We start from the raw sequence: 15,315 nt of genomic DNA, 5'->3' as shown, positions 1-15,315 counted from the left end.
AATACCACCTCGAAACATGTTCTATTTATCTTCTGCTTATAAGTTTGAGTAGCCCACATTAAATCATTCAAAGCATGGAGCCTGTAAGGTTTGATTACCTTGACATGCTATCGCTAGAGAAGGACACAGATCTAGTGATGGAAGGTTATGGATAGTTCTCAGTTCATTTGGAATAGTGGGGAGTTTGCAATATATTTTTTATACTTCCTTTTATTTTAACAGTTTTACTCTTCATTTATCCATTGTTTTTCGCAAGAATTGTATTCAGGTCTATACCAGGTAAGTGACATGAAGTTGTACCTCTAGGGTAGAAGTGGTAAAATTAAGCGTGGATTGTAATAATAGAAGGTGTGTTTCTTCTTACTTATATGAATTTTGTTATTGAACGATCATTACCATAATAGAGGAGCGTTATTGAATGCTTAATATATTAAATAAAGTTTTTGATCCGAATAAGCGGGAAATAAAGCGTTTGGAAAAAATCGCTGATCAGGTCGAAGCGCTGGCTGATAAGACGGCTGCGTTATCGGATGAACAGCTGCGTGCCAAAACGGGTGAGTTTAAAGAGCGTTATCAAAACGGGGAAACAGTGGATGATCTGCTAGTTGAGGCTTTTGCGGTTGCGCGTGAAGGGGCAAAGCGTGCTCTGGGCTTATATCCTTACCGTGTTCAAATCATGGGTGGGGCATCGCTTCATGATGGAAATATCTCCGAGATGAAAACGGGGGAAGGTAAAACATTAACCTCCACCATGCCGGTTTATTTAAACGCGCTTACTGGTAAAGGTGTACATGTCGTTACTGTCAACGAATATCTGGCACACCGTGATGCTACTGAGATGGGTGTATTGTATGATTTCCTTGGCTTGACCGTCGGATTGAATTTGAACAGTCATTCTAAAGAAGAAAAACAAGAGGCGTACAATGCTGACATTACGTATAGCACGAATAATGAGCTAGGTTTTGATTACCTACGTGACAATATGGTGTTATATAAAGAACAAATGGTACAGCGCCCATTGCACTTTGCTGTCATTGATGAAGTCGATTCGATATTGATCGATGAGGCGAGAACGCCTTTGATCATTTCCGGTTCCGCACAAAAATCGGCCCAGCTTTATATTCAAGCCAATGCGTTTGTCAGAACGTTACAAAAAGATACGGATTACACGTATGATGAAAAGACAAAAGGTGTTCAGCTGACCGAAGATGGGATGAACCGAGCTGAAAAAGCGTTTAACATCGATAATTTGTTCGATATTAGTCACGTTACTTTGAATCATCATATTAATCAGGCGTTGAAGGCGCATGTTTCCATGCATTTGGATGTGGATTATGTGGTCCAGGAAGGCGAGATTGTCATCGTTGACCAATTCACTGGCCGTTTGATGAAGGGCCGCCGTTATAGTGAAGGTCTCCACCAGGCGATTGAAGCGAAAGAAGGCCTTGAGATTCAAAATGAAAGCATGACTCTTGCGACGATTACGTTCCAGAACTATTTCAGGATGTACGAAAAACTTTCTGGTATGACTGGTACAGCCAAAACGGAAGAAGAGGAATTCCGCAATATCTATAATATGAATGTCATCGCGATCCCGACAAACAGGAATATCGTTAGGGATGACCGGGCAGATCTTATATACGCGTCAACTGATGGAAAATTCAAGGCTGTCGTGGAAGACATCGCCGAACGTTATACAAAGGGTCAGCCTGTGCTTGTCGGTACGGTTGCCATCGAAACATCTGAAGTCATTTCTGCCTATTTATCTAAAAAAGGGATCCCTCACGATGTTTTGAATGCAAAGAACCATGAACGTGAAGCGGAAATCATTGCGAATGCAGGTAATCAAGGCTCAGTCACAATCGCTACCAACATGGCAGGACGTGGTACGGATATCAAGCTTGGTGAAGGTGTCAAGGAGCTTGGTGGACTTGCTGTCATCGGTACGGAGCGCCATGAGAGCAGGCGTATAGATAACCAGTTGCGTGGTCGTTCCGGCCGTCAAGGAGACCCAGGGGTCACTCAATTCTATTTATCAATGGAAGATGAATTGATGCGCCGCTTCGGTTCGGATAACATGAAAAGCATGATGGCACGTCTTGGTATGGATGATTCCCAGCCAATTCAAAGTAAAATGGTGACCAGGGCCGTTGAATCCGCACAGAAACGGGTCGAAGGCAATAACTTCGATTCACGTAAGCAGTTACTGCAATATGATGATGTTCTCCGTCAACAACGGGAAATTATTTATAAGCAGCGTTTCGATGTAATGGAAAGTGAGAACCTACGTGAAATCGTCGAAAAGATGATTACTGCATCCATCCAGCGCAATGTTGCCGCATTTGCACCAATGGGCGATGAGGAAGGCTGGAATTTACAAGGTCTAGTCGATTACCTGAATGGTAACCTATTCAATGAAGGCTCAATCACTGTAAATGATTTAGATGGAAAAGATGAATTGGAATTGGTTGAATTCATTTTAGCAAAAGTGAAAGAAGGCTATGACCAAAAAGAAGAAGAGCTATCCGAAGAACAAATGCGTGAGTTCGAAAAAGTAATCGTTCTTCGTGCAGTCGATAGTAAGTGGATGGACCATATTGATGCAATGGAGCAATTGCGCCAAGGGATCCACCTTCGTGCTTATGGCCAGATCGATCCGTTACGTGAATATCAATCTGAAGGTTTCGCAATGTTTGAAGCCATGATTGCTTCTATGGAAGATGAAGTCGCTAAATATATCATGAAGGCTGAAATCCGCAACAATTTAGAGCGGAAGGAAGTCATAAAAGGACAAGCGGTCAACCCGAAGGAAGAAGACGGGGGAAAAGTGAAAAAGGCCCCTGCCCGTAAAAAGGAAGACGTTGGCCGGAATGCGTTATGTCCATGCGGCAGCGGTAAAAAATATAAGAATTGCCATGGTAATTTAGGCTAAAGTTAGGTGTATAATGATTATGAGACGGTAAAGTTTAACGCTTGCCGCCTCTTTTCATGTTTAGTTTGCATAAAGCAATATATTTGCATATAGTTTGAAGAGGTTAATTTGTAATGAAGCGAATCCCTCTACAGGGATTTTTTTTAACATACTTAATGAGGTGAAGAGAAATGGAATTGGCAGAAATTAGAAACGAACTCGAACGGACAGCGCAACGATTAACGGACTTTAGGGGGTCTCTTTGACTTAGGTGAAAAAGAGGCACGAATCGCACAGCTTGAAAATGAGATGACACATCCTGATTTTTGGAATGATCAGCAAAAAGCACAGACTGTCATCAATGAAACGAATGCTTTGAAAGAACAAGTGAATCAATTGTCCGACCTTAATGAATCATATGAAAATCTGGATTTGACATATGAACTAGTGAAAGAAGAGAATGATGAAGAACTTTTGGCTGAGCTGGAAGAAGAAATCACGATTCTTTCACAAAAGATGAATGACTTTGAACTTCAACTTTTACTAAGTGAAGAATATGATTCGAAAAATGCCATTCTTGAACTTCATCCAGGTGCAGGCGGAACGGAGTCCCAGGATTGGGGTTCCATGCTACTTCGTATGTATACAAGATGGGGTGAAAAAAGAGGCTTTAAAGTGGAAACCCTTGATTACCTTCCAGGTGATGAAGCTGGAATCAAGAGTGTCACTTTAATTTTCAAAGGCCATAACGCCTATGGCTATTTGAAAGCGGAAAAGGGCGTGCACCGTCTAGTCCGTATTTCTCCTTTCGATTCATCGGGACGGCGCCATACTTCATTCGTTTCGTGTGAAGTTATGCCGGAATTCGATGAGACGATCAATATAGAAATACGCACGGAAGATTTGAAAGTCGACACGTACCGGGCAAGTGGTGCAGGTGGTCAGCATATCAATACAACTGACTCGGCAGTCCGGATCACCCATTTACCTACCAATACTGTGGTAACGTGCCAAAACGAGAGATCGCAAATCAAAAACAAGGCCCAAGCCATGAATATGCTGAAAGCCAAATTGTATCAACGTGAAATCGAACAGCAACAAGCGGATTTGGATGAAATCCGCGGTGAGCAAAAGGAAATTGGCTGGGGAAGCCAAATTCGTTCTTATGTTTTCCACCCGTATTCCATGGTTAAAGATCACCGTACTAGTGCGGAGACCGGAAACTTGGGAGCTGTCATGGATGGGGATATTGATATGTTCATTGATGCGTACTTACGTTCAAAATTATAAGATATTAAGTCGGACCGTTTCGCGGTCCGGCTTTTTTATGGTTTCTTATGAATGAAAGATCCTTGAATGACCTATTAAACACGTCCTCTGGCTGACATTAACAGGATATGAAAAGGGATGTTCTGCTTCTTTCGGCCAATACTATATATAGAGGAAAAGAAACCGGGAGGCGAAGCATCCTAATGGAGTATTGATGGGTGATTGTTGGTTCGGCCATAATTGCCATGATGGGGGTGGTGTTACAGGGATATCGGGATATGGCGGCTATACGGATGATACTCGTCCTATATATTGATGTGCGTAACAGATCAGTCGGAATTCACCAAATTGAAACAAATGGTGAAACAAGTTGACCCTAAAGCAATTGTAATTGTAATCGACGCACCGGAGGTACTTGTGGAGGGTTTTAAACTGGAATGAAATTGGTATAATGTTCTTGTACTGGTATAAATCAGAGGGGGTAAATTCAATGAAAATGAAATGGTTAGCCTTAGTTCTGGGTACTTCTTTGGCCTTGGCAGCATGCGGTGGAAATGATGATGCTGCAGATAAAGAGCCTGCTAAAAATAGCGAAACGACAACGGCTGGTGCTGGTGATGCCGCGAAAATTTACGAAAACAAATGTTCAAGCTGCCATGCAGTAAATCTCGAAGGCGGTGTGGGACCGAATTTAACGAAGGTCGGCTCGAGGCTATCAAAAGCGGACATCGAAAAGGTCATTGCGAATGGCCAAGGTGCAATGCCAAAAGCTATAATCCAAGGCAAGGAAGCGAGTATGGTCGCGGAATGGCTTGCCGACCATAAGTAATGATCAATGAAACGTTCTGCTTAGCAGGACGTTTCATTTCGTATAGTCTCCTTTAAAATCCTCGAATAACCACATTTAATCCCTTATCAAGCAATCAAATCCTAGGAATATTACATAGATGTTGATATATGTCTAACTGAAATGAAACTGTAATATTTTTTATGCTTAATTTGACAAAATTTGATGTTATAATGTTTCTGTGCTCAAGTAAGAGAGATTCCTGTCAGATTTCAGTGAAAATTGTCGAAAAAGCTGTAGATACATAGTGATAATACAAGCAAATTAGGTGGTTTTAGAATGATAGAAATGATAGATGTGAAAAAGACATATCCAAATGGCGTAATTGCCATTAATGGTATCAATGTGAAAATAAAGCCAGGCGAGTTCGTTTATGTAGTAGGTCCCAGTGGTGCCGGAAAATCGACCTTCATCAAAATGATGTATAGGGAAGAAAAGCCGACAAGCGGTAATATCTTGGTCAATGGCATTAGCCTGCCAAGTATCCGCAATTCGAAAGTTCCTCTATTCCGCCGTAATATCGGTATGGTATTCCAAGATTTTAAACTCCTTCAAACATTCACTGCATATGAAAATGTAGCATTTGCCATGGAAGTTATCGAAAAGGAACCAGAAGAAATCAAAAAGAGAGTCATGGAAGTTCTTGATCTGGTTGGCATTAAACATAAAGCAAGGATGCTGCCTTCCGAGTTATCTGGTGGGGAACAGCAAAGGGTTGCGATAGCCCGTTCGATCGTCAATGATCCTAAGGTAGTCATAGCCGACGAGCCTACAGGGAATCTTGATCCTGAAACATCGTGGGAAATCATGAACATATTTGAAGAAATTAATAAACGCGGAACTACTCTTGTCATGGCCACACATAATAGGGACATCGTCAACAATATCAAACGACGTGTCATTGCCATTGAAAGTGGAAAAATAGTTCGCGATGAACATCGAGGTGATTACGGATATGAAATTTAGAACATTGCTCCGTCACTTCCGTGAAAGTTTTAAAAATATTGGCCGTAATGGATGGATGACGTTTGCTTCAGTCAGTGCAGTAACGGTCACACTAACATTGGTTGGCGTCTTTTTAGTGCTCATGATGAATTTAAATCATATCGCGGGAAATGTGGAGAAAGATGTCGAAGTTCGTGCACATATTGATAATGCGGCGAATGATGACGATATAAAAGATATTGGTAGGAAGATTACGAAGATGAAGGGCATTGAATCAGTCATCTTCTCTCCAAAAGATGAAGAGCTTACGAATTTAATAGATGATTTAGGCGATAATGGTGATGCATTTAAACCATTTGAACAGGACAACCCATTAAGGGACGTTTATATCATCAAGACGAAATCTCCGCAAGATGTCATCAAGGTGGCAAAGGAAATCGAAGGTCTTGATTATATCCAAAGTGTTAAATATGGACAAGGCTACGTCGAGAAACTATTCAAATTCGTGAATATCGCGAGAAACATAGGGATCGTTCTTATTGTAGGATTACTATTTACTGCAATGTTCCTGATTTCGAATACGATTAAAATTACCATTGTAGCTAGAAGAAAAGAAATTGAGATCATGAGATTAGTGGGAGCAACGAATACATTCATCCGTTGGCCATTCTTCTTGGAAGGACTATGGTTGGGAATCCTCGGTTCCATCATTCCAATCGGTCTGATTGCTGCACTCTACTACAATATTTATAAATATGCTGCACCACAGATTACGTTCAAATTCATAGATTTTCTACCTGCAAACCCATTTATTTATCAAGTTTCGGCCATCCTCATTGTAATTGGCGCCGTTATCGGGATATGGGGTAGCTTGATGTCCGTTAGGAAGTTCTTGAAAGTATAAAAAACAACTTTACACTCGAATATTAAAAGAAGCCAGATACAGATAGAGAGACGTTACAAGGCACTGGATGTAACGGGATTGAAAGGGGAAATGAAACGTGAAAAAAAATATCATTGCCATGAATGCCTCCATTATGATTGGGTTGGGAAGCATTTTAGCGGCACCTTCGGTTCATGCTGAGTCGATTTCGGATCTGCAAAAACAGAAACAATCCATTCAGGAAAAACGTTCGGGCGTTGAATCGAATATTTCTGACACGGAGAAGAAAATCGATAACCTGCAAGATAAGCAAATGACTGCAGAAGAACAAATCGAGGCCATTGAAGCGAAAATTGCAGAGTCCTCAAAAAAAATCGATGCTAAAAATGCTGAAATTACAGAAACGAAAAAAGAAATAGAGGCATTGAAAGAAGAGATTAAAGTATTAAAAGAGCGGATCGCAAAACGTAATGAAGTATTGAAGGAAAGGGCACTTTCTTTCCAGGAGACTGGTGGGGACGTGAACTATCTTGAAGTATTATTCGGATCATCCAGTTTTGGGGATTTAGTTGACCGTGTCGGAGCTGTAGCGACAATTGCTGAAGCCGACAGGGATATTTTAAAACAGCATGAGCTGGATAAAAAGGATCTGGAAGAAAAGCAAAATGCCGTTGAAACGAAGCTTGCCAGTTTACAAGTGGCAAAAGCTGAACTATTGGAAATTCAAATGCAACAAAAGCAGCAGAAGCAAGAAAAGGATGCATTGGTTAAGAAATTAAGGCAACAAACTAAAGAACATGAAGATGTGAAGATGGGCTTAGAGGAAGAAAAAGAGAATCTTGCTGCTCAAGAAAAGGCTATCAAGTCAGCCATCAACTTAGAGCATCAACGTCTTGCCGAATTGGAAGCAGCTCGTAAAAAAGCAGCAGCCGAAGCGAAAAAACGTGCAGAGCAAGAAGCGGCTCAAGCGGCAGCACAAGCAGCATCTCGAGCATCCGAATCTAAAAAACAATCTACTTCTTCAGAATCCAGTGCAAAAAGCAACAGTTCATCACCATCACCTTCACTCTCTTCGTCTAATGTAAGTCAAGTGCCAGCTGTATCATCGGGTACTTTCACTAGACCAAGTGCAGGATATGTATCATCAAGAATGGGTGAACGCTGGAATAAACAGCATGCCGGCATTGATATTGCTGCTAGCGGAACGGTTCCAGTTGTAGCGGCAGCCGACGGAGTCGTAAGCCGTTCTTACTTATCAAGTACATACGGTAACGTCATCTTTGTTACCCATTCAATCGGCGGTCAGCAATGGACTACTGTGTATGCACATTTAAGATCTAGACAAGTAAGCGAAGGTTCTGTTGTTGCTAAAGGCGAACAAATTGGAATCATGGGTAGTACAGGACATTCAACCGGTCAGCATTTACACTTTGAGTTACATAAAGGGCCATGGAATTATAGCAAGTCAAATGCTGTTAATCCATTAAACTATATAAATATTTAATACCCAATATATCATCGAAAAAACAGATTAGGATAAATTCCTAATCTGTTTTTTTGTGGTGTATCATTTTCTTCAAGCATATTCATTCCAATCCCCACATATAGTGAAATACATATCAGGGTCAGAAATGGGGATAAATATGGTCAAAAAATGGGTACTTCCTCTAGCAATCATCATGTCACTAGCCATTGGAGCAGTGGGGGGCATATATTGGACAAGCTTCCCGGATAAGAATGAAGCAAAGGAAGAAAGTCAAACAATCCCGAAGGATAAGGAATGGGCAAAAGTGGAACAAGCTTACGGTTTGATCGTAAGCCAGTATGTAGAACAGGTGGACGGTTCTAATCTGGTGGAAGGTGCCATCCAAGGGATGCTGTCAGCGTTGAAAGATCCTTATTCCGTATATATGGACAAGGAGACCGCTAAGCAATTCAATGAAACCTTGGACTCCTCTTTTGAAGGGATAGGGACTGAAATTGGCATGGAAGATGGTAAGGTTATAATTGTATCTCCTTACAAAGACTCGCCTGCCGAAAAAGCTGGATTAAAGCCGAAAGATCAAATCCTTAAGGTGAATGGTGTAAGTGTAGAAAGTTTAGATCTATATGAAACACGCCTGAAAATCCGTGGCGAAAAAGGGTCACCCGTAAAAATGGAAATAAAGCGGGCAGGGGTTGCCAATCCACTTGAATTCAATATGGTTCGTGCTGAAATTCCATTGGATACCGTATTTTCATCAATTAAGGAAGTCGCCGGAGAACAAATAGGTTACATCGAGTTGACTACATTTTCGGAGAATACTGCCACTGATTTCAAAAAACAGATGAAGGAGCTGGAAAAGAAGGGAATCGAAGGCTTGGTCATAGATGTACGAGGCAATCCAGGTGGCCTTCTTTCTAGTGTGGAAACGATTCTTGGCGAGTTCATCACAAAAGAAAAGCCCTATTTGCAAATTGCAGAAAGAACGGGAGAAACCCAATCGTTTTTTACAAGCCTTAAGAAAGCGAAAGATTATCCCATTGCCGTTTTGACGGATAAAGGCAGCGCATCAGCCTCGGAAATCCTGGCTGGCGCCATGCAGGAGGCGGGAGGCTATCCATTGGTCGGCGAGAAGACCTTCGGGAAAGGCACAGTACAGCAAGCTGTACCGATGGGTGATGGCAGTAAGATTAAACTTACATTATATAAGTGGCTGACGCCTTCAGGCAACTGGATCCATAAAAAGGGGATCAAACCGACAATCAAAGTAAAACAGCCAGATTACTTTAATGCCCATCAGCTGGCCGTTGAGAAGGTCCTGCAGCGGGATATGAACGATGAACAAATCCAGTATGCACAAAGCATTCTGAAAGGAATTGGATTTGAACCGGGTCGTGAGGATGGTTATTTTGATTGGGGTACGGAAGTGGCTGTAAAAGCATTCCAAAAACAGTTTGGACTGAAAGTGACTGGCAAGCTGGACGCTAAAACCGCGGCACATCTTGAATCCGCCATACTGGAAAAGATCCAGGATGAAGATAATGATATTCAATTACGCACGGCTTTGAATTATTTAGTGAAATAATGCGAAGGCACCGCAGCTTAAGGAGCGGTGCTTTTTTTGCGCTTGATCAAGCTTCCGTTTGGAAACATGAAGGCAGTGTAGGGGAAACAAAAGATAAAGCTACTTTTTCTGCATCTTAATAGGCAGGGAGGTTACATTTTTGATAGAATAGGAGGTATATGACCAGAACGAAATTCAACAAAATTTTGATTACTTTTGAGGATGGTGGATAGAAATTGACAACGGATTGGCTGATAGCATGCTTAATGGGATTAGGAAAACTCTTCCTTCATCCTTTGCTTTATGTTTCGATTGCATATTGTTTATTCATCGGCTATCTTCGCGTTAAACGGGAACGCCATGATTTTAATACGAAGATCTACAGTATTTCCATGGAGCTGCGTTCCATGTTACCTCAAGGGTTGATATGGGGATTAATCCTTTCTGTCCTCACGTTGGCTTTGGGACTCACCATTCCCTTGGCGGCGCTGTTCATCATGGCAGGGGTTACGATCTTGTCCATGTTATCCATGAAAAGGAGGTTCGTTTCCCCCGTTTATACGGTGGGACTCACTTTCTTTATCCTTTTCTTTTTATATGATAGAGATATCAAGCTGACGGTATTTCAGGATGCGTTTAATCAGCTGGATCGGTCCGTATATCCGACACTTGTTATTTTGATAGGGTTATTGCTGATTGCTGAAGGGTTTTTGATTGTAGGCAATGGAAGTAAAAGGGTATCCCCACAGTTGGAGGTATCCAAGAGGGGGCAGCCGATAGGTGTGTATGTTTCACAGCGAATCTGGCTAATTCCAATGTTCGTTATGATTCCAGGAGGACAGCTTCCAGCGCCTTTCGAATGGTATCCGGTTTTTTCAATCGGGGACATAAATCTGTCGCCAATCGTGCTTCCCATTTTAATCGGCTTCAAGCAAAAAGTTCATGGGACGCTCCCGGAACAGGCCATTAGGGCGCAAGGCAAAAAGATAGGAGCATTGGGATTTGTGATTACGCTATTAGCGGCAGTTGGTTACTGGTACCCGCCATTGGCAATCATTACGGCCATTTTAGCAATCCTGGGTCGAGAATTCCTGCATTATTCCCAAAAGGCAATGGATGAAAAGCTCCCTTTTTATTTTTCAAAAAGTAAGCTTGGTGTCCAGATCTTAGGCATAATCCCTCAATCTCCGGCAGATAAGATGGGGTTGCTTAAAGGGGAGGTCATTTCGAAAATAAATGGTGTCGTCGTCAGGGAAGAAGAAGAGTTATACAGGGCGCTACAAATAAACCGGGCGCATTGCAAGCTTGAGGTCATCGATAATAATGAACAGATTCGTTTTGTGCAAAGAGCCCTATTTGACGGGGAGCATTACGAATTGGGCATCTTGTTCGTTGACGATCAATTAAAGGAAAGTGGACAAGCGGGGTAAGTCATTTAAGCGAAGCGCATGAATGTAAAGTAAAACGGCCTTTCTCGAATCTTATATCGAGAAAGGCCGTTTTCAGTAGGATCGCGATCCGTATTTTTACTTTTTAAGCATGATTTTTTCTATATCGTCCAGCATTTTATTAGCTGCTATTACTCCGCCGGCCGTATTCCATGTTGCGTCACTAACCTCATAAGCATTTCCTTTTTTGACTGCATCAAGGTTTTTCCAAAGTGGATCATTAGTCCATTCTTTTGCAGAGCTTAGTGCTTGTTTGTCGCCTTCAGGAGCGTAGGTGAAGTAAAAGAGAATATCTCCATCCATTTTAGGGATGGCTTCTTTCCCAACCTCGATGGCAAGGTTGCCTAATTTATTATTTGGAGTGAACAGTTCCTTCTGTTGTTCTGGACGTTTAAATCCTAATTGATCGAAAATCACTCCAGAGAATGAATCTGTATAATAAATACGAGTTGTTCCAGCCATGAAACGAACAATGGAAACTTTTTGATTTACCTTATCACCCAATTTAGCTTTAAGATCTTCTGTGCGTTTATCGAATTTAGCAATTACGTCGTTTCCTTTTTCTTCAAGGTTCAAGGCTTTCGCATATAGTTTAAAGTTTTCTTTCCAATCTCCTCTTAGCGTTTCAGAAAAAACGGTAGGGGCGATTGCATTTAACTTATCATAAACAGCTTCTTGGCGTATCTTGCTTCCGATAATCAAATCAGGCTTCAGTGATGCGATTTTCTCTAAGTTAACTTCATGTTCAACACCAACAACTTCGACCCCATCCATATCATCTTTAATATGGTCGTACCAAGGGTCACCAAGCCATGATTTAACGGCACCAACAGGTTTGATTCCTAAAGCAAGTAATGCTTCAGTGCCTTCATTTGTTAGAACGACCACTCTTTTAGGCGTTTTTTTCAATTCGGTAGTGCCCATGGCATGCTCTATTGTGTAGCTTGTGTCTTTTTTCTTGTCTTCAGCTTTATTTCCTTCGGCTTGATCCTTCGAATTCCCGCAAGCTGCTAAAAGGAAGACTGCAAATATTGTAAAAATCGTTAAAAGTGACTTTAATCTAAACATCTATGTATCCCTCCCAATTTTAAAGCAAATGATAATCATTCGCACTTACCAGCATCATCATAAAATGAATATACTTTTCTGTCAATATATAATTGAAAATGATTCTCAAAATCATTGACATAATCCTGTTAACGCCAGTACAATTGAATAAAATAAGGATTTACAAACGTGATTGGAAAGGTAACTGGTTATGTTATTAAAAAATTCATGGCAGAAATGGATGGGGCTATTCATTACCATTCTTTTGTTGCTTTTTTTACTATGCTCAAGCATTGTATACGGATATACAAATACAACATGGCAAATGGCCATTGATGCTTTTACCCATTTCAATGGGACGAATGAACACATTGTCATTCAATCAGTCAGACTTCCACGGGCCCTGATCGCATCGGCAATTGGTGCAAGTTTAGCCATCTCGGGGGTTTTGATGCAAACGCTGACTAAAAATCCCCTCGCATCTCCAGATATATTCGGGGTCAACGCAGGCGCGGGATTGGCGGTTGTCACTGGGGTCACCGTTTTTGGGATAAGCAATCTTCAAGTATTCACTTGGTTGTCTTTTATAGGGGCAGCCATAGCCGCGATAAGCATATATATGATAGGAAGCATGGGGCGGGGCGGCTTGACACCGATGAAGCTGACATTGGCCGGTGCAGCCATGACTGCCATGGTATCTTCACTGACACAAGGTCTTCTCGTTTCCAACGAGGCCCTTTTAGAGCAAGTCCTATTCTGGCTTGCTGGATCAGTTTCCGGAAGAAGTTTAGACAATTTAATAGCCGTCCTCCCTTATCTTACTGTTGGCTGGGGCATTGCCTTGGTCGTCTCCGGTAAAATGAATGTGTTATCCATGGGTGAAGATGTTGCAAAAGGTCTTGGACTGAATATAGTTTTCCTTAAAATTGTTCTGGGACTGGCAATCATTCTGCTCGCTGGAGGATCAGTGGCGGTTGCAGGCCCGATTGGTTTTATAGGAATTGTCGTTCCGCATCTTACCCGTTCAATAGTAGGCATTGATCATCGCTGGTTGATTCCGTTCTCTGGACTTTTCGGAGCGGTGCTTTTGATCACAGCAGATATCATATCCAGGTATATCCTGATGCCTCGAGAAGTTCCGGTTGGAGTCATGACAGCCATAATCGGAACCCCATTCTTTATTTATATAGCTAGAAAGGGGTTCAGCGGTCGATGAAATCGTTTAAGAGCTTTCGTTTTTTTAATGAAAAAATATCATTCTTAATGGATAAAAAAGCCATGATCGTGATCTTTATATTATTTTTGGTCACTTCATTAGTATTTGTGATCAGTACTGGAGTGGGTGAAATGAATATACATCCTTTGAGTGTCCTCCAGGTCTTTATCGGAGGGGGAACTGAGGGCGATCGGCTTATCATCCAATCTTTCCGGCTGCCTAGAATAATCGTTGCTCTCTTGGTAGGGATGGGTCTTGCTGTAGCTGGAGGAATCCTGCAAGGGATGATTCGAAATCCACTTGCCTCCCCTGACATCTTGGGGATAACAGGAGGAGCGACTGTAGCGGTCGTTGGCTTCATGGCCATTTTTAGCGACAAGAATCATTCGTTAACGGTGAGCATCAATTGGCTGCCGATAGCTGCATTCATTGGGGCGACAGTCGTAGCTTTACTTGTTTATTCCTTAGCCTGGAAAAATGGGGTTCCCCCGATAAGGCTTGTGTTGATCGGGATTGGGGTGATGGCTTTAATGAAGGCACTCACAACAATGATGATGATTCTTGGCCCAGTCTTTCTAGCGAGCCAGGCAAACCTTTGGATCACGGGATCAGTGTCAAACTCCAGCTGGAGTAATATTGCTGTGCTTGCTCCGTGGACGATTCTATTCCTTTTACTTGCCTTTCTGTATGCTAGAAATATTAATTTACAGGAGCTAGGCGATGACCTTGCAACGGGGCTTGGGGGGCATATCCAAAAACAGCGATTTACATTATTGATGATCAGTACAGCATTGATTGGTGGTTCTACAGCTTTTGCTGGAGGAATAGGCTTTGTGGGATTAATGGCACCCCACATGGCTAGAAGGCTGGTTGGTTCGAGTTTTGGAGTGTTATTGCCGACTTCAGCTTTGCTAGGTGGCATCCTGGTTATGGTGGCGGATTTGGTTGGACGGACCTTATTCTCACCTTTGGAAATACCGGCTGGTGTCTTTACAGCGAGCATCGGGGCTCCATACTTCATTTATTTACTGTATAAAACGAGGAATTCGTAAATCCGGTAAATGTAGAAAGAAGCAGTCATCCTAGCGATGGCTGCTTCTTTATTTCATTAAGCTTCTTTAGCTGCTTCGATTTCGATGGTTAGAGTGATTTGATCCCCGATTAGTACGCCGCCTGTTTCTAATGCTGCGTTATAGGTTAAACCATAATCACTGCGTTTAATTTTCCCTTTTCCGCTAAAGCCTGCTTTTTCATTACCCCATGGATCCTTTCCTTGGCCTTCGAAGGTGATGGCGAAAGTTTCTTCTTGTGTGATTCCGTTAAGGGTTACATTACCTGTTACATCGTATTCATCATCATCAGTGTTTACTATTTTTTTTGATTTGAATGATAATGTAGGATTTTTTTCTACATCAAAAAAGTCAGCAGAACGCAAGTGATTATCCCGATCTGCATTGCGTGTGTCAATACTGGCCACATCAACGGTAAACTCGATATCCGCAGTTGTTAGATCCGATGGATTTGCTGAAATGATTGCGTCGAATTTGCTAAAACTTCCTTTTACTTTAGCGATCATCATATGTTTTACAGAAAATTCAATAGAACTGTGAGTCGGGTCGACTGTCCATTTTGTATTGGTCATGGTTATTCCTCCTGAATATTAATCTTGAACTTATATATCTTTAATTTGAGATACTTGAAC

12 protein-coding genes and 1 pseudogene are annotated in these 15,315 nt (G+C 41.8%); 11 read left to right on the top strand and 2 right to left on the bottom strand.

The window, feature by feature from the left end; genetic code table 11:
• Positions 1–418 precede the first annotated feature (418 nt).
• The 9 genes and pseudogenes from secA to AC1DVK_RS02700 all read left to right on the top strand — a co-directional run bounded on the left by secA (position 419) and on the right by AC1DVK_RS02700 (position 11,332).
• Entirely contained in the window at positions 419–2,932 is a 2,514-nt protein-coding gene (gene secA, locus AC1DVK_RS02740; RefSeq protein ID WP_317777121.1) for a preprotein translocase subunit SecA, read from the top strand.
• Positions 2,933–3,102: 170 nt separating this feature from the next.
• Positions 3,103–4,201, top strand: a protein-coding gene (prfB, locus tag AC1DVK_RS02735; protein ID WP_477625770.1) for a peptide chain release factor 2 whose coding sequence is annotated in 2 segments (ribosomal slippage) — positions 3,103–3,165 and positions 3,167–4,201 — 1,098 coding nt in all. Because the reading frame shifts where the segments join, the coding sequence is not laid out codon by codon here.
• Between the two features lie 235 nt (positions 4,202–4,436).
• Positions 4,437–4,621 (top strand): annotated as a pseudogene (locus AC1DVK_RS02730) (YitT family protein); the annotation flags it as partial.
• Positions 4,622–4,670: 49 nt separating this feature from the next.
• Positions 4,671–5,009: a cytochrome c551 gene (cccB, locus tag AC1DVK_RS02725; protein WP_477625769.1), complete on the top strand. Its 339-nt coding sequence runs from the start codon at positions 4,671–4,673 to the stop codon at positions 5,007–5,009.
• Positions 5,010–5,306: 297 nt separating this feature from the next.
• A complete protein-coding gene (gene ftsE, locus AC1DVK_RS02720; protein ID WP_089361962.1) occupies positions 5,307–5,993 on the top strand; it encodes a cell division ATP-binding protein FtsE in 687 nt (228 codons plus the stop codon).
• Positions 5,983–6,876 (top strand): permease-like cell division protein FtsX, encoded by an 894-nt coding sequence (gene ftsX, locus AC1DVK_RS02715; RefSeq protein ID WP_061465585.1) that lies wholly within the window; start codon positions 5,983–5,985, stop codon positions 6,874–6,876. The genes ftsE and ftsX overlap by 11 nt, the downstream gene beginning before the upstream one ends.
• 97 nt (positions 6,877–6,973) lie before the next feature.
• Positions 6,974–8,359 carry a murein hydrolase activator EnvC family protein gene (locus AC1DVK_RS02710; protein ID WP_477625768.1) on the top strand — a complete coding sequence of 462 codons (1,386 nt, stop codon included), beginning with the start codon at positions 6,974–6,976 and terminating at the stop codon, positions 8,357–8,359.
• A 139-nt stretch (positions 8,360–8,498) separates the two neighbouring features.
• Entirely contained in the window at positions 8,499–9,923 is a 1,425-nt protein-coding gene (locus AC1DVK_RS02705; protein WP_061465583.1) for a S41 family peptidase, read from the top strand.
• A gap of 215 nt (positions 9,924–10,138) precedes the next feature.
• Positions 10,139–11,332, top strand: a complete 1,194-nt coding sequence (locus AC1DVK_RS02700) for a PDZ domain-containing protein (protein WP_477625767.1) — start codon at positions 10,139–10,141, stop codon at positions 11,330–11,332.
• 96 nt (positions 11,333–11,428) lie between these two features.
• Here AC1DVK_RS02700 and AC1DVK_RS02695 read toward each other — a convergent pair whose 3' ends face one another.
• Positions 11,429–12,418, bottom strand: coding sequence for an ABC transporter substrate-binding protein (locus tag AC1DVK_RS02695; RefSeq protein ID WP_061465581.1), 990 nt, complete (start codon positions 12,416–12,418; stop codon positions 11,429–11,431).
• A gap of 190 nt (positions 12,419–12,608) precedes the next feature.
• Here AC1DVK_RS02695 and AC1DVK_RS02690 point away from each other — a divergent pair, with 190 nt between their 5' ends.
• Both AC1DVK_RS02690 and AC1DVK_RS02685 read left to right on the top strand, forming a co-directional pair.
• Positions 12,609–13,613: a FecCD family ABC transporter permease gene (locus AC1DVK_RS02690; RefSeq protein WP_061465580.1), complete on the top strand. Its 1,005-nt coding sequence runs from the start codon at positions 12,609–12,611 to the stop codon at positions 13,611–13,613.
• Positions 13,610–14,665: a FecCD family ABC transporter permease gene (locus AC1DVK_RS02685; protein ID WP_477625766.1), complete on the top strand. Its 1,056-nt coding sequence runs from the start codon at positions 13,610–13,612 to the stop codon at positions 14,663–14,665. The genes AC1DVK_RS02690 and AC1DVK_RS02685 overlap by 4 nt, the downstream gene beginning before the upstream one ends.
• Positions 14,666–14,721: 56 nt before the next feature.
• Here AC1DVK_RS02685 and AC1DVK_RS02680 read toward each other — a convergent pair whose 3' ends face one another.
• Positions 14,722–15,255 (bottom strand): YceI family protein, encoded by a 534-nt coding sequence (locus AC1DVK_RS02680; protein ID WP_477625765.1) that lies wholly within the window; start codon positions 15,253–15,255, stop codon positions 14,722–14,724.
• Positions 15,256–15,315 lie beyond the last annotated feature (60 nt).

The sequence above is a fragment of the Peribacillus sp. P4_B1 genome (genome assembly GCF_056402395.1).
This window is presented reverse-complemented; position numbering and strand designations above follow the sequence as displayed.